The organism is Oceaniglobus indicus, assembly GCF_002751875.1.
GTDB classification, from domain to species: Bacteria; Pseudomonadota; Alphaproteobacteria; order Rhodobacterales; family Rhodobacteraceae; genus Oceaniglobus; species Oceaniglobus indicus.
Map to the genome: position 1 here is coordinate 67,542 of NZ_NMZM01000001.1, position 21,252 is coordinate 88,793.

Annotated in this window: 15 protein-coding genes; 6 read left to right on the plus strand and 9 right to left on the minus strand. The window is 66.5% G+C overall.

Annotated features, from left to right (window positions below):
• Nucleotides 1-44 precede the first annotated feature (44 nt).
• Together CFP68_RS00330 and uxaC are read right to left on the minus strand one after the other, a co-directional pair.
• On the minus strand, nt 45-1,022 hold the full coding sequence (locus CFP68_RS00330) for a TRAP transporter substrate-binding protein (RefSeq protein ID WP_099823278.1): 978 nt from the start codon (nt 1,020-1,022) through the stop codon (nt 45-47).
• Nucleotides 1,023-1,053: 31 nt separating this feature from the next.
• A complete protein-coding gene (uxaC, locus tag CFP68_RS00335; protein ID WP_099823280.1) occupies nt 1,054-2,460 on the minus strand; it encodes a glucuronate isomerase in 1,407 nt (468 codons plus the stop codon).
• Between the two features lie 107 nt (nt 2,461-2,567).
• On the opposite strand from uxaC, the gene CFP68_RS00340 reads away from it, so the two are divergent.
• The 5 genes from CFP68_RS00340 to CFP68_RS00365 all read left to right on the plus strand — a co-directional run bounded on the left by CFP68_RS00340 (nt 2,568) and on the right by CFP68_RS00365 (nt 8,024).
• Nucleotides 2,568-3,266: a GntR family transcriptional regulator gene (locus CFP68_RS00340; RefSeq protein ID WP_099823283.1), complete on the plus strand. Its 699-nt coding sequence runs from the start codon at nt 2,568-2,570 to the stop codon at nt 3,264-3,266.
• Entirely contained in the window at nt 3,266-4,168 is a 903-nt protein-coding gene (locus CFP68_RS00345; protein WP_099823286.1) for a sugar kinase, read from the plus strand. The genes CFP68_RS00340 and CFP68_RS00345 overlap by 1 nt, the downstream gene beginning before the upstream one ends.
• Nucleotides 4,169-4,729: 561 nt before the next feature.
• Nucleotides 4,730-5,539, plus strand: coding sequence for a sugar transferase (locus CFP68_RS00355; protein ID WP_241523895.1), 810 nt, complete (start codon nt 4,730-4,732; stop codon nt 5,537-5,539).
• A 238-nt stretch (nt 5,540-5,777) separates the two neighbouring features.
• On the plus strand, nt 5,778-6,671 hold the full coding sequence (locus CFP68_RS00360) for a P-loop NTPase family protein (protein ID WP_145953368.1): 894 nt from the start codon (nt 5,778-5,780) through the stop codon (nt 6,669-6,671).
• A 63-nt stretch (nt 6,672-6,734) separates the two neighbouring features.
• Entirely contained in the window at nt 6,735-8,024 is a 1,290-nt protein-coding gene (locus tag CFP68_RS00365; RefSeq protein WP_099823293.1) for a GumC domain-containing protein, read from the plus strand.
• A gap of 3 nt (nt 8,025-8,027) precedes the next feature.
• On the opposite strand, the gene CFP68_RS00370 is transcribed toward CFP68_RS00365, so the two are convergent.
• Nucleotides 8,028-9,389: an oligosaccharide flippase family protein gene (locus tag CFP68_RS00370; protein ID WP_099823296.1), complete on the minus strand. Its 1,362-nt coding sequence runs from the start codon at nt 9,387-9,389 to the stop codon at nt 8,028-8,030.
• 150 nt (nt 9,390-9,539) lie between these two features.
• On the opposite strand from CFP68_RS00370, the gene CFP68_RS00375 reads away from it, so the two are divergent.
• Nucleotides 9,540-10,736, plus strand: coding sequence for a glycosyltransferase (locus CFP68_RS00375; protein WP_099823298.1), 1,197 nt, complete (start codon nt 9,540-9,542; stop codon nt 10,734-10,736).
• On the opposite strand, the gene CFP68_RS00380 is transcribed toward CFP68_RS00375, so the two are convergent.
• From CFP68_RS00380 to CFP68_RS00405, 6 genes are read right to left on the minus strand one after another with little or no spacing between them, the layout of a single operon-like run.
• Nucleotides 10,733-11,560, minus strand: a complete 828-nt coding sequence (locus CFP68_RS00380; RefSeq protein WP_099823300.1) for a glycosyltransferase family 2 protein — start codon at nt 11,558-11,560, stop codon at nt 10,733-10,735. The two genes, CFP68_RS00375 and CFP68_RS00380, sit on opposite strands and share 4 nt — an antisense overlap.
• Nucleotides 11,557-14,022 (minus strand): hypothetical protein, encoded by a 2,466-nt coding sequence (locus CFP68_RS00385; RefSeq protein ID WP_099823302.1) that lies wholly within the window; start codon nt 14,020-14,022, stop codon nt 11,557-11,559. The genes CFP68_RS00380 and CFP68_RS00385 overlap by 4 nt, the downstream gene beginning before the upstream one ends.
• Nucleotides 14,019-14,996 carry a hypothetical protein gene (locus CFP68_RS00390; RefSeq protein WP_241523896.1) on the minus strand — a complete coding sequence of 326 codons (978 nt, stop codon included), beginning with the start codon at nt 14,994-14,996 and terminating at the stop codon, nt 14,019-14,021. Before CFP68_RS00390 ends, CFP68_RS00385 begins: the two co-directional genes overlap by 4 nt.
• 3 nt (nt 14,997-14,999) lie before the next feature.
• The gene (locus CFP68_RS00395) at nt 15,000-15,689 is read right to left on the minus strand and encodes a 4'-phosphopantetheinyl transferase family protein (RefSeq protein ID WP_158234108.1); all 690 of its coding nucleotides are present in this window, start codon (nt 15,687-15,689) and stop codon (nt 15,000-15,002) included.
• An 11-nt stretch (nt 15,690-15,700) separates the two neighbouring features.
• Nucleotides 15,701-20,245: a MupA/Atu3671 family FMN-dependent luciferase-like monooxygenase gene (locus tag CFP68_RS00400; protein WP_099823306.1), complete on the minus strand. Its 4,545-nt coding sequence runs from the start codon at nt 20,243-20,245 to the stop codon at nt 15,701-15,703.
• Complete coding sequence (locus tag CFP68_RS00405; RefSeq protein ID WP_099823308.1) at nt 20,242-21,249, minus strand: glycosyltransferase family 2 protein; 1,008 nt, start codon at nt 21,247-21,249, stop codon at nt 20,242-20,244. The genes CFP68_RS00400 and CFP68_RS00405 overlap by 4 nt, the downstream gene beginning before the upstream one ends.
• Nucleotides 21,250-21,252 lie beyond the last annotated feature (3 nt).

Sequence of the window (21,252 nt, forward strand, 5' to 3'; positions counted from 1 at the left end):
TGAACGGAAGGCGGCCCGCCGGTTCAGGGCGGGCCGTTCAAGAATTATTCAGTCGCCTGAATGTCTTCCACCATCTTCTTCAACTTGTCCGAGGTGACGTATTTCTCGTAAACCGGCACCATGGCTTCGATGAACGGCGTCTTGTCGATGTCGGTGACGATCTCGGCGCCCGCATCGCGGACCTTCTGTTCCGACGCCTTTTCACGCTCGGCCCAAAGTTCGCGCATCACGGGAACCGAATCCTTGGCGGCCTGGCGCACGGCCTCCTGATCCTCGGGCGACAGCTTGTCGAAGGCGGCTTTCGACATCACCAGGACCTCGGGCACGATCAGGTGCTGATCGAGGGTGTAATACTTGGCCACCTCGAAGTGGCCCGAGGATTCATAGGACGGCCAGTTGTTTTCGGCGCCGTCGATCACGCCGGTCTGGATCGACGAATAAACCTCGCCATACGGCATCGGCGTGGCGTTGGCGCCGAGCGCCGACACCATGTCGACGAACATGTCCGACTGCATCACGCGAAACTTCATGCCGGCCAGATCCTCCATGGACTTGATCGGCTTTTCCGAGTTGTAGAAGCTGCGCGAGCCGCCGTCGTAAAAGGCCAGACCGATCAGGTCGTGATCGGCGAACGCATCCAGGATCTGTTGGCCCACGGGGCCGTCCATGACCTTGTGCATGTGTTCGGTCGAGCGGAAGATATAGGGCAGGGACGGCACCTGCGTTTCCTCGATGATGTTGTTGAACGGTCCAAGGCTGACGCGGTTCATGTCGATCACGCCGAACTGGGTCTGTTCGATCGTGTCCTTCTCCTCGCCCAGCTGGGCGGAATGGAACACCTCGATGCACAGGCGTCCGTCGGTGCGCTCCTTGAGCAGTTCGCCCATCTTCTCTACGGCGACCACGGTCGGATAGCCATCGGGGTGCGTATCGGACGAACGCAGCGTGGTTTCGCAGGCGAAGGCGGCGCCGGTCATGGCGGCACTGGCCAGCAGCGCGGCAGTCAGGGTCTTGAGCTTCATTTTGTTTTCCTCCCAGAAAAAGCCCTGTTGATCAGAGCCGATAGGCCTGCTTGGCAAGCCGATATGCGAGGTCTTGCGCGACCTCGTATGCGTCGCCCTCGTCCAGCCGCCCGGTGGCGACCAGCGTGGCAAGATAGGCGCAATCGACCCGGCGCGCGACGTCGTGACGGGCGGGGATCGAACAGAAGGCGCGCGTGTCGTCGTTGAAGCCGACGGTGTTATAGAAACCGGCCGTTTCCGTGGTGGTTTCGCGGAACCGGCGCATGCCCTCGGCACTGTCGTGGAACCACCACGCGGGGCCCAGTTTCAGCGTGGGATAGACGCCCGCCAACGGCGCCAGTTCGCGGGAGAATACGGTTTCGTCCAGGGTGAACAGGATGATCGACAGGCGCGGATCGGTGCCGTGGGCGTCCAGCAGGGGTTTCAGCGCGTGCACGTAATCGGTGCGCGTGGGAATGTCGCACCCCTTGTCGCGCCCGAACTGTGAAAAGATCGCGGCGGAATGGTTGCGGTGGCTGCCGGCGTGGATCTGCATCACCAGCCCGTCGTCCAGCGACATCCGCGCCATTTCGGTCAGCATCTGGCCGCGAAAGGCGTCGGCCTCGTCTGCGGTGCAATCCCCCGCCAGCGCCTTGGCGAACAGGCTCGCCGCCTGATCGGGGGCTATGTCTTCGGTGCGGGCGGTGGGATGGCCGTGATCGGACGCCGTGGCGCCCAGTTCGATGAACGCCGCACGCCGCGCCCGGTGGGCCGCAAGATAGCCGTCCCACGACCGGGTGTCTTCGCCGGTCATCTCGCCCATTGTCGCGATATTGTCGGCAAAGCCGGGAAAGTCCGGGTCGACCACCGCGTCGGGGCGATAGGTGGGGATCACGCGGCCGGTCCAGCCCGAGGCGCGGATCGCCTTGTGATGGTCCAGCGGATCGATGGCTGAATCGGTGGTGGCGATGGCCGCGATGTTGAACCGTTCGAACAGGGCGCGGGGGCGGTAATCGTCGCGGCCCAGGCAATCGGACAGGTGGTCATAGATCGCATCGGCGGTGGCGGCGTTCAGCCGGTCCTCGACCCCGAAAACGTGTTGCAGCGCGTGATCGATCCACATTGCCGACGGCGTCGCGCGCAGCAGGTGGTAGTTTTCGGCAAACAAGCGCCAGATCGTGCGCCCGTCGGTTTCCACCGGTCCGCCATCGGCCCGGGGCACCCCCAGCCTTTCCAGCGCGATCCCCTGCGAGAACAACATGCGGAACACGTAGTGATCGGGCGTCACGAACAGCTGCGCGGGATCGGGAAAGGCCGGGTTTTCGGCATACCAGCGCGGGTCGGTATGGCCATGGGGGCTGATGATCGGCAGGTCGCCCACACTCTTATACAGCGCGCGGGCAAGTCCCCGGCTGCGGGGATCGAGAGGGAACAGGCGGTCGGGATCCAGGATCGGCATCGCTGACTTTCGTTCGGACGGGCGGCTTGCTGAAAGTTGACGTCACCCCTTCACAAACTGGTATGTTAGTATATCAGGCATGTCAACGATCTTGAAAAGGCACATCGATGGCGCCCTCAGACCCCCTGACCCAGATCGATCCGGTGGTGCGCCCGACGATTGCCGACCAGGTTTTCGATGCGCTGTATGCGCGGGTGCTTTCGCTGGACCTGCCGCCGCTGACGAAGCTGTCCGAGGCCGAAGTGGCGCGCCAGATGGGCGTGTCGCGCCAACCCGTGCGCGACGCCTTCTATCGGCTGTCCAAGCTGGGGTTCCTGATCATCCAGCCCCAGCGCGCCACCACCGTCAGCCAGATTTCCGCCCGCGACGTGTCGCGCGCCCGGTTCATCCGCTCGACCATCGAGATCCGCATCGTGCGCCGTGCGTCAGGCGGGTTGGCCGACGACGACATCGCCGCGCTGGAACGGATCCTGTCGGACCAGCTCGGCGCGCTTGAGGCCGATGAACGCGCGCGCTTTCATCGGCTGGACGACGCCTTTCATCAACGGATCTGCGAGGCCGCGGATCTCGGTTTCGCCTGGGACGTGATCCGCGAAACCCGTGCGCACACCGATCGGGTGCGGTATCTGTCGCTTGGCACCGGGTCGCGGCGGGCCTACGAAGATCATCGCCGGATCCTCGATTCCATCATCGCCCGGGATGCGGATGGCGCCGAGCGCGCGCTGGATGATCATCTGGCGCAAATCGACAAGATCGTCGCGGGGCTGCGTGCGCGGAACCCGACCTGGTTCAGTGAGGAAGAATGATGGCAAAACGGCTTGTTTCAATCGGAGAGTGCATGCTCGAACTGGCGCCGGCCGCACAGGCCGGTCTGTATGGCACCGCATTTTCGGGCGATACCTTCAACACGGCATGGTATGCGCGCCATGCGTTGCCGTCCGAGTGGTCGATCGATTACCTGACCGGCGCGGGCGATGATGCGGTCTCCGAACGGATGCTGGGCTTCATGACCGACAGCGGTATCGGCGTCGGCCACGTCGTGCGCGTGCCCGGGCGCACCGTCGGGTTGTACATGATCGAGCTTCAGGACGGCGAGCGCACGTTCATCTATTGGCGCGGCGAAAGCGCGGCGCGGCGCCTGGCGGACGACACCGATGCGCTGGATCGGGCGTTGGCGGGGGCCGATGTCATCTATTTCTCGGGCATCACGCTGGGCATTCTGGCGACGGCCGCCCGGGCGCGTCTGCTTGCCGCCGTCGGCGCGGCGCGGGCGGCGGGGTCTGTCGTGGTGTTCGATCCGAACCTGCGCCCGCGGCTGTGGCCCGACACCGAAACCATGTGCGCCGCGATCACCGAAGCGGCGGCCCATTGCGACATCGCGCTGCCGTCCCATGACGACGAGGCCGCCTATTTCGGCGATGCCGATGTGGCCGCGACCGCCGCCCGCTATGGTCGTGACGGCGCCGGCCTGGTGGTGGTCAAGAACGGCGCCGGCGAGATCCTGGTGCGTCAGGATGGCGTGATCCATCGCTTCACGCCGCCCAAGGTCGAAGCCATCGTCGACACCACGGCCGCCGGCGACAGCTTCAACGCGGCTTTTCTGGCCGCACACCTCACCGGCGCGCCGCTGGGGGATGCGGTGGCGGCGGGTGCGGCGCTGGCCGGTCGGGTGATCGGCGGGCGCGGCGCGCTGGTCGATCTCGGCTGACCGTCGGCGCCGGTCCTGCCCTTGCCGGTGGGACTGACCGCACCGTTCACACCGCGCCTGACCGCCAATTCCCGCCTTCCCGATACGCGTGGGCCCGTGACGCTGCGTAAGATCGTTCCAACCGCCCGGCTTGCTCGTTGGCGGATGAATGCCGCGACGATACATCCGATATTGGAAACGGATATTGCCCGGGTCGGAGTCGGCACCTCCTGAACCGGGTTCATCGGGAGCGGAGCGGCGGAAATGTTTCCTGAGTATGTTCTTTGCAACCACAAGGCGGTGATTGTCCCGTGCCCGGGGCTGCACGGAATGGAAACAGTCTGTTTTCGCCGAAACATTCAAAGTTTCGGAAAAAACAAGCGATAAGAGCAACTGTTCCGGATCGCGGTCGTGGCTGGGACGATCGGTGCCGCTGGCGGTGTGTGACATACCGAACAATCCGGACCGTTTTCTGACCGGCGACAATACCGGTTTTGCGTCCGCCGATCCCCTGCCAGGGATCGAGATGAACAGCACGGGTGCCAAGTCGGCTGCCGTGCGCAACAAGGGGGGGTGCCCGTGATGAAAGACTATTTGCAGGACGACATCGCGATCCCGCCCACCGGCCGGGAGCCGCTGCGGCGGAACATTTCGGAGCTCCTGTCGATCATCGCCCTGCGTCAGCCGATGCCGGCGATGGCCATGAACGGCGGATACGGCGCGCACCATGCGGCGCCGCAGCCGCCGATCGTTCCCGTTCCGCCCGTCACCGGAAAAAGCGGCGGATGGTATGCGCGATACGGCAAGCGCCTGCTCGACGTTGCGCTGGTGCTGCTGACGGCGCCGGTAACCCTGAGTATCGTCGCGCTCTGTGCGGTTGCACTGTGGATCGAGGGGGGAAACCCGTTTTATCGTCAGGACCGGCTGGGGGCCAAGGGCAACCGGTTCCGGATCCTCAAGCTTCGCACGATGGTGCGGGATGCCGACACCTGTCTGCAGGCCTATCTCGATGCCGATCCCGCCTTGCGTCACGAATGGGCCACCACCCAGAAGCTGAAAAACGATCCGCGCATCACCCGGGTCGGGGCGATCCTGCGCTCGACCTCGCTGGACGAGTTGCCGCAGTTCTGGAACGTGCTGACCGGCGAGATGAGTCTTGTCGGCCCGCGCCCGATGATGCCCGACCAGCTTGAGATCTATGGCAATCCCCAGGATTACTTCTCGCTGCGTCCCGGCATCACCGGCTTCTGGCAGGTGTCGGCCCGCAACGAGAGCCATTTTTCCTTCCGCGCCGAAATCGACGCCCAATACCGCCGCAACCTGTCGCTTTGGTGCGATGTGCGGGTCATGCTCCGGACTGTCGGGGTGATGGTGCGCCGCACCGGATATTGAAATCCGAAAATCAAACTCCACATTTCGGGGATGAGCGGTTAATAACGTCTCATCGTCACATCGCTGCCGCTTTCCCCGCGCACAAGAGGGACCGACGGCTCGGACTCACTGTGCGGCGCACTTGGGTCACGGGCCAGCAGCGAAAGCCGGCGTGGTTATGAACGATATGTCCCCATACCCCGATGCGTCGGGGGACGATGCAGCCGTCGGGTCCGAAGACCGACCGGGAGAAAGCGACATGGCCGATGATCGCAAGTCGCGCGAACGGTTGAAGAAAGACAGCGATTGGGTGCAGCGGCTGAACCACGTGGTCGAGAAATCGTCGCGCGTGTCGGTTTTCCGCCGGCCGCCCGACGATGAGGCCCGGGTGGCGCACCCCCGGACACCGATGACGGTGCAGCATCATCCGCTGCAACCCCAGGTCGAAAGCTGGGCATCGCTGGGCGAAATACGGCCGCGCGCGCGCAACCTGCGCGAGCGGGGCGCGCCGCTGGTGTCGTTTCACCGCGACGGCCCGGTGGCCAAGGCCTTCGATCTGTTGCGGACCCGTCTGGTGCATACCCTGCGCCAGCACGGCTGGAGCCGGATCGCCATCACCGCGCCAAAGCGCGGGGCGGGGGCGACGTTCACTGCCGTGAACCTCGCGCTCAGCCTGGCGCGGGTGCCGGGCACGCGGACAATCCTGATGGACATGAACCAACGCCATCCCGGCGTGGCCGATGCGCTGGATGTCGGCGGCACCGGGGAAATGCGCCATTTCCTGACCGGTCAAACCAGCATGAGCGATCACCTGGTGCGTCTGGGTGACACCTTGGCGCTGGGGCTGAACGCGACGCCCTATCGTGACAGTGCCGATCTGTTGCACGACCGGCGCACCGCGCTTGCGCTGGAGCGGATGCAGGACGCCCTTGCGCCCGATGTCGTGCTTTACGACATGCCGGCAATCCTGGATTATGACGACCTGGGCGCGTTCCTGCCACAGATCGATGGCGTGCTTCTGGTCAGCGACGGCACCGCGACCACCGCCCGCCAGATTGCCGAATGCGAACGGGTTCTGGATGGCCAGACCCAGTTGCTGGGCGTGATACTGAACCGCGCGCGCGGATCGATCACCGACCGGTTGCGCCGCTAGCGAATGAAGGTGTTGCGACGGGGTCGGAAACGACGTCGCTGCGAGGATGTGGAAAGAACGAAAATGGGACCGATCTATTCGCTCGACGATTTCCTCGAGATGGTGTTGCGCCATTTTCGCCTGATCTCGGGTCTTGTCCTGCTGGGAGGCTTCGTGTCGCTGATCTATGCGCAGAATCAGCAACATGCCTATCGCGCATCGGAAACCATCCAGATCGAACGCCCGCAGATCGCCGACGATCTTGCCGCCTCGACCGTGGCCGGGTCATCCGCCCGCCGCCTGCAATTGATCGAACAACAGATCATGTCGCGCAGCAGCCTGTTGGACATCATTGCCGACTATGGGCTTTACGCCGACCTGCCGGCCCTGACGGACAGCGAAAAGGTGATCCGCCTGCGCCAATCGGTCAGCATCAACGGCGTGGCCGCCGTACGCGAGGGATACGCGGACGATGGCACGATTTCACTGCTGACCATCACCGCCGAGATGCCGACCCCCGAACTGGCCCAGCAGATCGCGACGGAATTTTCGCGCCGCACCATTGCCGCCTCGTCCTCGTCACGGCTTGAGCAGAGCCGTGCGACGCTCGACTTCTTCACCCGGCGCGAGGATCGGCTGCGCACGGAAATCGCCGCGCTGGAAGACCGGATCGCCGCGTTCCGCGCTGACAACGAGGCCGCGGTCGGCGGCAGCGTTGAATTCAGCCGGGCCGAGATCGGCACGCTGAACCAATCGATCCTCGGGCTCGAACGCGAGCGGATCGGCCTGGAACGCCAGCGCGCCCAGATCGACGGCTCGACCCGGCGCGCATCGACCGCCGAGCGCGAGCGTGCCGACATCGACGCCCAGATCGCCGCCGTCGATCGGCAAACCGAACTGCTTCAGGCGCGGGTGCGCGAATTGCAGGCGACGATCCAGACCAGCCCCGAGATCGAACGCACCATGATCGAGTTTCAGCGCGAACGCGACCAGTTGCAGAGCCAGCTGGATATCGCCACCGCCCGCCGCACCGAGGCCGAAATCGGCCTGCGGCTGGAATCGGCCGAGAAGGCCGAACGCCTGACCGTGATCGAAGCGGCCAGCGTGCCCGATTACCCCTTCACCAGCAGCCGTAAGAAGACGGCGGCGATGGGTCTGGCGGCCAGCATCCTGGCCGCGCTTGGGCTGGCGTTCCTGCTGGATCTGCGCAAGCCCGTGATCCGCACCGCCGCCCAGATGGAACGTGAGACCGGATTGACGCCGGTGGTCTCGATCCCGGTGATGAAGGCCAAACCCCTGCGTCCCTCGCGGCTGCGCCGCCTGCGCGCGGCCCTGGGCGGCGGACGCCGCAGCTTGCCGGGGTCGGGCGGCTGACCGTCAGCCCATCGTCGTCAGCGCCAGAATGCCATCGCGGTGCAGCCACAGCGCGCCCCCGCCAGCGACGATGGCGATGGCAAGGAACAGCGCGTCATGCAGCGGATCCCAGACGCCGTGCCGGATCGCCAGCCAGATGACGACCCCATGGGTGGCCAGCAGGGCGATCCCCATGGCGAACAGCGCGCCCAGCAACCCGAACACCCAGATCCCGACCACCAGCAGACCCACCTGCAACAGCGCACGCACGGCCGTGAACACGAAGAAGCGGCGCGAATCCCCGGCCGCCAACGCCGCCTGATCATAGGACAGCCCGATCACCTGCGGCATCTGTGCGACCGCCAGAACCACCAGGATCGCGCCGGCCTGGGTATAACGTGCGTCATACAGCACGCCGACCAGGGCGGGGCCGACATAGGCCATGACGATCACCATCCCCAGCACCGCCGCCGACAACCCGTAACGCAGCTTGCGCAACTTGGCCGCGTTGGCGGGTGACGCGCGCGGCGGCGTGTCCCGATAGACCGGGATCAGCACCTTGCCGGTCACCGCCTGGCCCAGGGCCAGCGGAAAAGACGCGAGGAAAAAGCCGATGTTGTAGATGCCCAAGGTGTCGAGATGCAGGAACTTGCCCAATATCGCCTTGTCGCCCTGTGAACTGAGGAACCAAGCGGCGGTCGATAGAAAGATCCACTTGCCGAAGCGGATCAGCTCGTGCGCGCAGGACCGGTCCCACCGAAGCCGGTTGGTGGCACCCGGCAGCCCGAAATGGGTCAGCGCCAGCTTGGCCAGCGCGCCGATCACGCCGCCGATCACCAGCGCGATCACCGATTGCAGCGCCCAGGCCAGCGCGATCATCGCCGCGATGCCGATGGCCTGTGCCGCCAGGTCCAGCATCGTCAGGCGCCCCATCAGCAGATGACGCTGCGCGGTTTCGATCCGGGTCGGGTTGAACCCCGCGATGGCCAGCGACACCCCTGCAATGGGCAGATAGGTCGCCAGCTCGGGCGCGTCATAGAACACCGCCGCGGGCCAGGCCAGCGCACAGGCGGCGCCCCACAGCACGAAACCGCGGATCAGCTGGATCGTCCAGGCGGTGTTCAGGAAATCTGGGTCATCGCCGCGCTTGCTCTGCGCGATCGACGGCGCGATGCCGACGTCGGAAAACATCGCAAGGCCCACGGTGACGACGCCGACCAGCGCCATGATTCCGAACGCCTCGGGGAACAGCAGGCGGGTCAGGATCAGGTTCGCGCCCAGCCGCAATGCCTGGCTGCCGGAATATCCCATCAGGATGAACGACGCGCTGCGCAGCGCCCGCGACAAAAGCCGGTTGCCGCGAAACACGGCCAAGACATCCATCATCGCCAAACCTTTCAGAACCCGTGGGGGTGATGCCACGGATGCCGGAGAGCGGGAAGAAAAACCACGGATTTGCCATGCGGTTTGCACAGTGGCGTGATTTCACCCACTCTGTCGGCGTATGCGCGCCCGGAACGCTGCAAAAGGCCCGAGATGAAAATTGCCTATGTCCTGAACACCTATCCGCAGCCCTCCCAGAGCTTCATCCGGCGCGAGATCCACGCCCACGAGCGGGCCGGTGTGTCGGTCGTGCGCCTGGCCATGCGACCGTTCGACGGCCCGCTGGCCGATCCGCTGAATGCGCACGAGCGGGAGGCGACCGAATACGTCCTGAAACGGGGTGGCATGCGTCTGCTGGCCGCGCTGGCGGGGCGTGCCCTGCGCGCGCCCGGACGCACGGCGCGCGCCGCCGGCCTTGCGTTGCGCATGGCGTCGGCCGCGCGCGGCAACATCGCGCGCCACCTGGTCTATCTGGCCGAGGCCGCCCATGTCGCCGACCGCTGCGCCGCCGAAGGCGTCGATCACATCCACGCCCATTTTGCCACCAATTCGGCCGCCGTCGCGCTTCTGGCCCATGCGCTTGGCGGTCCGGCCTACAGTTTCACCACCCATGGCCCCGAGGAGTTCGACGCGCCCGCCAGCCTTGCCTTGCCGCTGAAGATCGCCAGGGCGCGCTTTGCCGTGGCGGTCAGCGCCTTCGGGCGCGCACAGCTTTACCGATGGGCCCCGTTCGCGGCCTGGAATCGCATCGAGACGGTGCATTGCGGAATCGAACCCTGGCGGTTTGCCGATCCGGCGGCGTTGCAGGCCGGACCGCTGCGCGCCGTCAACATCGGCCGGTTTTGCGAACAGAAGGGCCAGATGATCCTGGTGCGGGCGATGGCCGCGCTGAAGGACAGCCACCCCGACATCCACCTGACCCTGGTGGGTGACGGGCCCATGCGCCCGGACCTGGAAAAGGCGATCGAGGCGCATGGGTTGGAAGACCGGATCGCGTTGACCGGCTGGCTGGATGAAGGGCGCGTGAACGGCGAACTTGCCGCCGCCCATGTGCTGGTGATGCCCAGCTTTGCCGAAGGTCTGCCCATGGTGATCATGGAGGCGATGGCCGCCGGGCGTCCGGTGATCTCGACCTTTATCGCGGGCATTCCCGAACTGGTGACACCCGATACCGGCCTTCTTGTGGCGGCGGGCGACGCCGATGCCCTGGCAGGGGCCATGGCGAAGATGGCGTCGCTGCCGGTGTCGCGGCTGGCGGCCATGGGGCAGGCGGGACGCGACCGGGTTCTGGCCCGCCATGACATCGACGAACAGGCGGCAAGGCTTCGCGCGCTGATCGCGGGCGGCTAGCGGCCCCGCGCCCAGGCCCCGGCGTGCCGGAACACGGGCAGCCTCACGGCCACCGCGACCGTCGCGTAGGCCGCGAAACCCACCGGATCGCGCAGGGCACGGCGCAGGACGCCGCCGAACCCCACGCGCTGCTTGTCGTCATTGGCCAACAGACCCGGAAACCGCGCCGCGATCTCGGCGACGCCGCGATCCTGGCGGCGGCGCACGCGGACAAGGTTGGCGAAACCCTCGACCATCGGCCAGTGATAGACGGCTGCGACGCGGTGACGCTCGGGCCCGGCGAAATGCAGCCGCACGAAGGTATCGTCCGAGATGATGTCGGGAAAGCGGCCCCAACGCGCGCGACCGGCCGCATTGACCGCGAAGATGCCGAACCCCGGCACGCCGTCGGTCACGAAGGGCAGCGTGACCCAGAACCGGGCATAGGCGCGGGTCAGCGCGCTCTGCGCCGGTGCGATGCGCGGCGTTCCCCCGGCATAGCGAGGTGCATCCGTGTCCAGCACGGCCGCCAGAGCGGCCAGAAGCGGCGGTGACACGATCACGTCGGCATCCAGATAGACGCGGGTGCCATGGCTGGCGGCGGCGTCGCCGATGTTCAGCGCGTTCAGCTTGCCGCCTTCGGGCGTGTCGATCACGCGAAACGGCCATCCCTTCGATGCGAACCGATCCGCGTATCCCTGTGCCACCGCAACCGTGTCGTCCTGGCATCCATTGGCGATCACGATCACTTCGGCCTGCGCAAGGTCCGAGTCCAGCAGCGCCGCAAGGCAGGGGCCGATATAGCCGGCTTCGTCATGGGCCGGCAGGATGACGGAAACGCTCATTTCGGGCCCGTCAGCGCCCGCCACCGGGGATTGTCGTCCAACAGATGCCGGCGCGCGCCCCAGCTGCCCCATTTCGTCGGCGCATAAACATCGCTGTAATGGGTGAACACCCCGGCATCCAGATCGGCCCATGCTGCCAGCAAGCGTTCATAAAGCGCGGCCATTTCAGGAGTATAGTTGAAGTGGATCAGGAAATCGGTCATTGCCGCGTCATCCACCATCGCACCGATGCCGACGACGTGGCTGCCGCCCTCATAGATCACCAGCTCCAGACCGTAACGGTCCGCGACACCCTTGTGATAGGGCCAGAGGCGGTCGGTCAGATCCGGCAGGGCGGCGTCGGGGTGGCCCGAGACGCTGCCGTCCAGCAGGTCGCGCCCGGCCAGCGCGCTGGCGTGGTCAAACCGGTGCGCGGCAATATGGGCGGCGCGTTCATCCTCGGGCAACCTGGCGGCCGCGTCCCGGGCCATGGCCAGGCTGTCGGCCAGCCAGCCGCGCACGGTTTCGGCATCGGCCTCGGTGCCCAGGATGCCGCCGAAATACCCCGACACGGCATAGGCGTCGAATGCGGTGTGGGGCGCGGCGTTGTCCGGCGCTTCGCCGGTGAACAGCGGGGCGTTCAGGATCGGATCCTCAAGGCCCAGCCATCCGGTTTGCGTCGAGACGACGTTGATCAGCCGATCCTCGGGCAGGATCGACGACCACATGCGCGCGACCTCGGCCGCGCGCATGCCGTAATACTGATATCCCGCGTCCGCCACGCCCCACCGTTCGGTCGCCTGGGCGTCGGCCCATGCCGTCTGGGTGAACTGCCAATTCCAGACCTCGTTGGAAAATTCGACCATGACCCGCAGATCCGGGTTCAACCCGTCGCGCATGGCGGTGGCGAACCGGCGCACGTAATCGTCGTCGGCCAGGTGGGGCATGTTGACCCAGGGATCGGCCCCAACGGTATTGGCAAGGTCGATCATCACCTCGACCGGCACGCCCTTGCGCGCATAGGTCATGTCGGACACGCGCGGCCGCTCGGCCCAGGTGGATTGGGTCGATCCGTTGGTCGCCATCCAGTCCATGAACCGCAGAACCGTCATCCCGTCCAGCAGGGCCAGCCAATCGGGATTGAACCGCGCGCCATCCGCATAGGCGTCGGCATGGCGTTCCTGCATCACGGTGATGTTGCGGACATGATCGCCGGTACGGTTCGGATCGGTGCGCTGGATGCGGATCTGGACCGGACCGGGGCCGGGGGCGTAATCGAACCGCACCTCGCCCGGGCCATAACGGACGTTCGACACGCGGCCCTGCACCTCGACGATGCCGGTGCCGTCAAAGCGCAGGACATAGCGCCCCGCCATGGTGATCGCCGCCTCGGGCAGGTCGGTCAGGATCAGGGTGCCGATCGACGACAGGGTGCGCGGGATCGCGCGCGGCCAGCCCGCATCATCCAACAGGCCGGCGGCTTCCAGATCCTCGACCCCCATGCCGCCGAATTGCCCGGGGCGATGACCCAGCCAGGGGCGGGCGGTCTTCATCACGTCAATGAACGGCTGCTGGACACTCCAGTCGTTCACGCCGGACAGGCCGATCCCGATTCCGCCGGTTCGGTTCTCCGGTGTCCTGTCGGGTGCCGCCGTCGGCGCCGGTGGCGCGCGGGGGCTGTCGGGCGCTGCACCCGAGCCAAGGGTCACGTTGGCGATGCGCGCCACGGTGTCGCCCGCGATACGTTGCAGTCTGGCCGCAAGGTCAGCGCCGGGCGCGTCGAACGGGGCGCCCCATCTGTCGTTCAATTCAAACGGCAATCCGACGGGATCCTGCCCGGTGATCGCCGCGAAAGTGACCAGCGAAACGAAATAATGACCCACATCGTTCGGGTGGATATCGTCGGCAAAGACGTCGCCGATGGAGTCCAACCCCGGCACATCGCCGGCCGAAATGGCATCGGCCAGGGCCGCCATGGCCTGACCGGCGGGGATCACGATGGCGTTGATGCCGGAATCGCGCACGACCCCCTGCCAAAGCGGCCAGTCGTCGTCCAGCCGCTGGCGCCATGGCACGTCGCCGCGCGCATCATGTTCGATGGCGATGCCGGTGCCGCTGTTCAGGCTGTGCCAGGTTTCCAAAAGATACACCTGCGCCGCCGGATTCGCCTCGTGCGCCAAGGTGCCATAGCGTGCCACATGGTCGGGCGTTTCGCTCCAGTCCAGATGGTTCTGCAACGGTATCGCTTCGGTCAGGATCAGGGTGTCGTAACGGCCCGTCGCCAGTTCGGCGCGCGCATCCACCTCGGCCTCGCCGCCGTGGGTCCAGTTCCAGATCAGCGGCGCGCCGTTGATGATCTGTGCCGCGACGGGGGCGTCGATGCCCCGCGCCGCCAGAAGCTGTTGCAGCATCTGTGGCTGGGCGGGCGAGATCAGCGAGTGACCCACCATCAGCACACCGGCAAGGGCCGACAGCATGCTCATCCCGCGACGCCGGTTTCGGGCAGGGATGTCACCACGTCCCAGACCGTGCGCTGGATCAGCGCGGCCGCTTCGGGCGACGGCGCGTCCGCCACCATGCCATCGGCGCGCAACAGCCGATGGGGCAGCCCGACGGGCGAGCGGTGATACAACACCGCGTAATGGGTCGCGGCCACAAGATAGGCGCCGATATCGTTGAAATGTATGTTGTCCTGGGCGCCGCCGGGTTCCTTGGCGAACAGGTCTTCGGCGCGCGACAGTCCCGGCAGGGGGGCGCTTTCGACGGCGCGCAGAACGGCCGCCATGACCTGGCCCGCCGGGATCACATGGGCCGGCCGGTCGGGGTGGGCGGCGACGTCGGCGGCCAGGATCTCGCCCTTCCACAGGGGGGCGTAATCGCGATCCAGCCGCACGCGGAAGCCGTCCGGATCGTTCAGCCAATGCCAGGTTTCGTAAAGATAGACCCGCACGGCAGGGTTGGCGCGCCGTGCCAGATCGCCCCACAATTCGAAATATCGCGCGCTTTCATGCCAGCGTATGGCATCGCGCAGCTCGACCATTTCGGTCAGGACAACGGCATCGTAGAGCCCGGACTCAAGCGCCGGGCGGGCCGGTCGAAAACGCGGATGATCGTTTTCGTGGGCGAACCCCTCGATCCCGATGGAGGGTTCCCAATGATCGCGCAGCGACGTGCCCCAACCCAGCTGGCTGTCATAGCGATGGGCGGCACCGGCCATCTGCGCCAGCATCGCGGGCATGTCGCGCCCCACCAGGCTGTGACCCAGGTGATAGACGTTCAGCCCGCCCACAGGCGGTGCAAGGGGGGTGCGATAGGCGTTTGCCATCTGCCCCGCGCCGGCCAGCCGGGGCCCGCGCGCAGGCCAGAGCGCAACCGCCCCGGCAGCCGCCAAGGTGCCGACACCGGCAAGCGCAAGGGCGTGGCGCCGTGACAACGCCTTTCGGACCGGGGGCGCCATGGCCTAGGCTCCGGCAGCGGGGCGCAGGCACATCGCAGTGAAAATCAGGTCATCATCGCGATGGAACTGCCCGCTGAGTGTATCGCCGCGAGAAAACTCGCCGACGTCGATTCGAAACGTCGCGCGAAAGCCGCCGAGCGACAGATCGGGCGACACGGCGATATCGTGATAATCCAGCAGCGCGCGGGTCAGGGGATATTGCGTCTTGTATGCGGTTTCCTTGGCCGAAAACAGCAGCTTGGCCAGACGATCGCGCTGGTCGTCGGGTTGGGTGGCCAGCCAGTCGCGTTCGTCGGCCGTGCAAACCGTTTCGACCAGATCGCCATCCAGCGGCGTGTTGCCTTCGACATCGACGCCGATGCTGCGCACATCATCCGAGCGGCCCATGGCACAGATGCAGACGGCGGTATCGTGTGACAGGCTGCCCACCAGGCCGTCGGGCCAGATCGGCGCGCGGTCCGCACCGGGCAGGACCGGCTGCGGCGGCACGCCCAGTTCGGCCATGGCCTGGCGCGCCGCATAACGTCCGGCGGTGAATTCACGCTGGCGACGATCGACCATCCGATTCAGATCCCGCCCCTCGCGCCCCAGAAGCCCGCCGAGGGGCCGGCGGGGATCACACAGCGCAACGGCAATATCTGATGGAAACAGCCCACGCACACCCACCGGAACGGGGGTGTGCACAGCCGTCACTGGGTCGATCCTCATCCTGTACGGGCCTCGCGGTTTGCGCGCATGGCGCGACGTTTGTTCATTGTTTCGCTGCGCGCCTTTGTGTCTTCGGGCGCAGCCTGCGGTCTTTCAGTGTTCGCGCCGTCGATGTGATCCGCAAGCGATTTCAGAACCGGATAGCGGAAAATATCCGTGATCGACAGATGCGGCACAGCCAGATCGGCCCGGATCTCGCGATGGGCCTGCACCGCCAGCAGGGAATGCCCCCCGAGGCTGAAGAAGTTGTCGTCGGGGCGGATGTCGGCAACACTCAGGATCCGCGACCAGATCGCGGCGATCGCGCCCTGCCTTCCCGAAACGGGGGCCGCGGCCGTGTTCGCCGGCGACATGGCGCGACGTTGCACCGGTTCCGGCAATGCCTTGCGGTCGATTTTGCGATTCGGGGTCAGGGGCAGGGTGTCCAGCGTGACGAAATGTGCCGGCACCATGATGGCGGGCAGAACGCCCTCAAGCCGGGTGCGCAAGGTGGCGTCGTCGGGCACCTGTCCGGTCAGATAGGCGACCAGCCGCGTGTCGCCGCCCATGTCGCGGGCGATCACCACCGCCTGGGCGATGCCGTCGATGGCGACCAGCCGCGCCTCGATCTCGCCCAGCTCGATCCGGTGGCCGCGGATCTTGACCTGGGTATCCATGCGGCCAAGGAAATCCAGGGTGCCATCGGCCCGCCAGCGCACCAGATCTCCGGTGGCATACATGCGCCTGGCGCCGCTGTCGGGATGGAACGGATCGTCGGGAAAGCGTTCCGCCGTCAGGTCGTCGCGTCGCCAATAGCCCCGCGTGACCCCTTCGCCGCCGATGAACAATTCGCCCGCCACACCCACCGGCGCGGGCCGGCGCGCGGCGTCCAGCACATAGACCGAGGTGTTGGCGATGGGGGTGCCGATCGGCTGGACGTCGGGCGCGTCGTTGACCGTCTGGACCGTCGACCAGATGGTGGTTTCGGTCGGGCCATACATGTTCAGGATCGCCGCATCGGTGCGCGCTTTCAACGCGCGGACCAGGTCGCCCGACAGGGCTTCGCCGCCCACCATCAGGGTTTTCAGCCTCGCCAGCGCGGCACCGGCATCGTCGTTCATGGCGATCATCCGCGCCATGGACGGCGTGCATTGCAGGTGCGTCACGCCATGGCGGCGGATCTGCGCCGCGATGGAAAAGTCATCCTCGGCGGGCATGGACCCGGCGTTGGCGCGGCGCAGGGCCTCGGCCAGGGGTTTCAGACCCTCCATCACAATGGCAGGCGCGATGCCATAGTCGATCAGGCAGGCGATTTCATCGACGCCGATGCGCTTCAGCTGTTCGGCCCGGGCGACGGCGTCGTCGACGGTGCCGAACAGGCCCGAGTCCTCGAAATAGCGCAGGAAGGCGAACTCCAGGATCGCCTCCATCTCGTCTTCGGCCAGGCCGGACAGATCCACCTCGAACGGGTTCGACACACCGGCCGGACGTTTGAACGCCGGGAAGGCCCAGGCATATTGCTTGATCAGGCCGGCGGCCGAGCGCAGGTAATCCTTCATCGGACCCCGCGCCACCTGTTCGGCCGCCTCGCGGGTGTCGGCCAGATAGGTGTGCAACATCACCGTGACCTTGTGATCGGCCGGATCGTGCCCGGCCGCGCGCAGGGCGTCGTGATAGAGGGTGATCTTGCCCGCCACCTCGTCGATGCTCTGGCCCAGAAGGTGGGTCAGGACGTTGGCGCCGATCGCCCCCGCTTCCTTCCAGGTTTCGGGGTTGCCGGCTGTCGTCACCCAGATCGGCAGTTCCGCGCTGACCGGGCGGGGTTGCGTGACCACGTCGAACATCGTGCCGTCCTGCGTCGGAAACGCCACGGCATCGCCGCGCCACAGCTTGCGCAGGATGTCGATCGCTTCATACATCGCGGGCTTGTTCGCGGGCGGCGTGTTTTCGGGCCGCAGCACGAAATCATCGGGTTGCCAGCCGGATGCGATGGCAAGGCCGGCGCGCCCGTCGATCAGGTTGTCGATCACGGCCCATTCCTCGGCGATGCGTGCCGGGTGGTGCAATGGTGCGACACAGGATCCGGCCCGGACGGACAGGTTGTGCGTCACCGCCGCGACCGCCGCGCCGGTGACCGACGGGTTGGGATAGGGGCCGCCGAAGGCATGGAAGTGGCGTTCGGGCGTCCAGACCGCGTTGAAGCCGTTGGCATCGGCAAACTTCGCGCCCTCAAGCAGCAATTCGTATTTCTTCGGCCCGGCGCCGTCGTCGTTGCCCCAATAGAACAGGTTGAAGTCGATGGGCCGGTCGCTGACGGCGGGTGCATCCCCGGCGATCAGCGCGCGGTCGGCATCGGACGACAGGATCAGCTTGAACCCCCGCGCGAGTGTCCAGAACAGTTCCAGCACCGAGATGTCGAAGGACAGCGACGTGACCGCCAGCCAGACCGATCCGGCGTCGTGGTCGATCCGTGCGTCCATGCCGGTGAAGAAGTTGGCGACGTTGCGGTGTTCGACCATCACCCCCTTGGGCAGGCCGGTCGAGCCCGAGGTATAGATCAGATAGGCCAGATCATCGGCGCCTGCGCCGCCTTCGGGCTTGGTGTTGGGCGCGTCGGCAATGCGGGCGTCGTCGGTCGACAGGACCACCGCATCGTTCGCGGGCAGGCCGTCGATCAGGTCGGGTTGGGCCACGATCACCAATGCCTCGCTATCGCAGATGTAATGGGCGATGCGATCCGCCGGATAGGCCGGGTCCAGCGGCACATAGGCGCCTCCGGCCTTGAGGATCGCCAGCGCCCCGATCAGCAGGTCGGGCGAACGTGCGGTGCACAGTCCGACATGGGCGCCCGGCCCCACGCCCATGGTGCGCAATGTATGGGCCATGCGGTTGGCGGCGGCGTTCAGGGCGCCGTAGCTCAGGCTCAGGTCCTCGAACACCAGGGCGGTGGCGTCGGGGGTGCGGGCCACCTGCGCCTCGAACGCGGCGTGCACGGTCAGGGTGCGATCATGATCCACCCCGGTCGCGTTCCAGGTGTTCAGCGTCAGATCCTGCTCGGCCGGGGGCAGGGCCGTCAGCGCGCGCCCGGCGGCGGCTTCGACCGCCATGTGGTGCAGGCGCGCGATCAGCAGAGCGGCGGCTGCGTCATCCACGCGGTCGGCGTCATGGTGGAAGGTGGGAACATCCCCCAACGCGACCGTGACCGCCGTGCCCGCGACCGGGCCACCGTGCGATACGGCGATATCGGGCAGGGCGGCGTCGATCCCGGGATCCCGACGCATCAGGTCCGCGGCGAACCCCGGCGTTTTCGCGATCCTGTCAAGCTGTGGTGCCATGGCGGTGCGGGTTGCCGCAAGATCGCTGTCGTCGATATGCAACAGCGCCATGGGGGCGATCAGATCGCCCGCCTGCGCCACCATCGCGGCCAATCCGGCGCTGACATAGCCCAGATCGCCGGCGTGCGCACCGCAGGACATGCGCGCCCATTGGGCGACAACGGCCAGCCGGTCGTCATTGGGCAAGGGGCCGAAATCCAGCGGTGTCGCGCGCCAATCCGGGGTGGTGCCGCGTCGCGCAAGGCCGGGCGTCAACGGATCGGCCGCAATCAGCCGCGCGCGCCAGTGATTTTCCCCGGACACAAGGTCCGACAGGGGGCTCAGCGTGTCGGGCGAGGGCAGGGCGATGGCCGTGCCCACGGGCAAGTCGGCGCCGGCCTCCACGGCATGCCCCTGCATGTCGCACAGTCCCGACAGGCGCAGCGCGCCGTTGCCGCAGGCCACCGTCACGCTGTCCGCGCCGGTTGCCAGAACCGTGCCGGGTGCGCCGGACCCTTCGGCGATTTCGGCCCGGACAACGATCAGCGGGCCGGACGGCGCCATGATCTTTGCACGGGTCAGGGGATTGGCGTAGTCGCCGAAATCCAGCCCGCGCACCAATGCGGCAATCTCGGTTCCGTTCTTGGAAAACTCCAGGAAACCGCCGTGTTCCGGCCGCTTGTCGCGGGCATACCAGGTGCGGGTGGACAGATCCTGTGGCGTGCGGCGCAGCCCGTCTTCAAGCTGTGCGACCAGCGCCGGAAAGCTGTCCATCGCGGCGGCGTAGCATTTCGAGTTCAGGGTGAACGCCGTATCCTCGGGGGTGATGTCGAACAGGCGTTGTTCCAGGATGTCGCCCTTGTCCACACCGCCTTCCATGACGTGCCAGGTGATCCCGTGGGTCGCAGCACCTTCGATCCGCGCCCAGGCCGGGGTGTTCAACCCGGCGCGATCGGGCAACGGGCCGTCGTGGAAGTTGACGGCACCCTGTCGCGCCAGCGCCAGAACCGCGTCGGGGATGATGGACAGGTTGGCGATCGACAGGATCCAGTCGGTGCCATCGGGCAGGGCGGCGTTCAGATCGCCCGCGCGGGCATGGCAGGCCACGCCCGCCTGCGCCGCCCAGTCGCGGATGGCGGGATCGGTGCTGATCACCGCGTCGATCCGATGGCCGCGTTCGCGCAGCATGTCGGCGCAGCCGATCAACAGGGATTCACCCCCGATGAGAACTGTTGAAAAACGGGTCATTCTGAATCCTCTCTGAGGGTGCGGGCCGGCGGCAGGGGCAGGCGCGGCAATGCGAAGCCGGTGCGCCAGGCGTGGGCGATAAGGTCGCGCAGAAACCAACGGGGCGCGCCGACGGCGCGGTTGGTCAGCAGGCAGCGCAGCCGCCACAGCGTGCCGCCCGCCACCAGCCCGAGCGTGGCCATGGCCGCATAGGCGCGACCGTGGGTCTTGGTGAAATAGCGGGTGCGGGAGTCGAGGAAATAGGTCGGAACCCGATCCCATTTGTTCATGCCGGTCGAGACACTGCCGATGTGCACGACGCGGCTGTCGGGATGATACCACCGCTCCCAACCGGCAGCGGCGGCACGGCGGCACAGGTCGGTTTCCTCGAAATACAGGAAGAACCCCTCATCGAACAGGCCGATCTCGTCCAGTGCCGCGCGCCGGATCATCAGGCTGGCGCCCGCGCTCCAGTCGATCTGGCGCGGGGTGTCGGGAATCGGCAGGCGCACGGTGGCGTTCTTCAGCAACCGGGTGATCGGGCCGAACCGGGCCGCGCTTTCGAATTCGCCGGCGATACTTGGAAAACGGAACAGCGTCGGGTGCGGCACGTCGTCTTCGCCGCGCACGTGACTGCCGACAAAACCGGCGCGGGGATGGTCGCGCAGGAACTCCATCAGCACCCGGATCGCGCCCCGATCGGGGAAGGCGTCGGAGTTCAGGACATAGATGAAATCGGGCGGTGTGCCATCGGACAGGCCGGCGCGGATCCCGACGTTGTTGCCGGCGCCGAAGCCGCCGTTGACCCCGGCCTGGATCACACGCACCCGCCCGTCGGCGTCCCAGCCCCGGTCGCGCACCGCGTCCGACAGCATTCGGAACGACCCGTCGCGCGAATCGTTGTCGACGATCACCAGACCGCCCGCGATCCCCTCCATGTCACGCAGCGCGGCATCGGCGGCGCGCAGGGTCAAGGGCGCCGTGCGATAGTTCAGGATCACGGTCAGAAGCGTCGGCGATGTCATGCA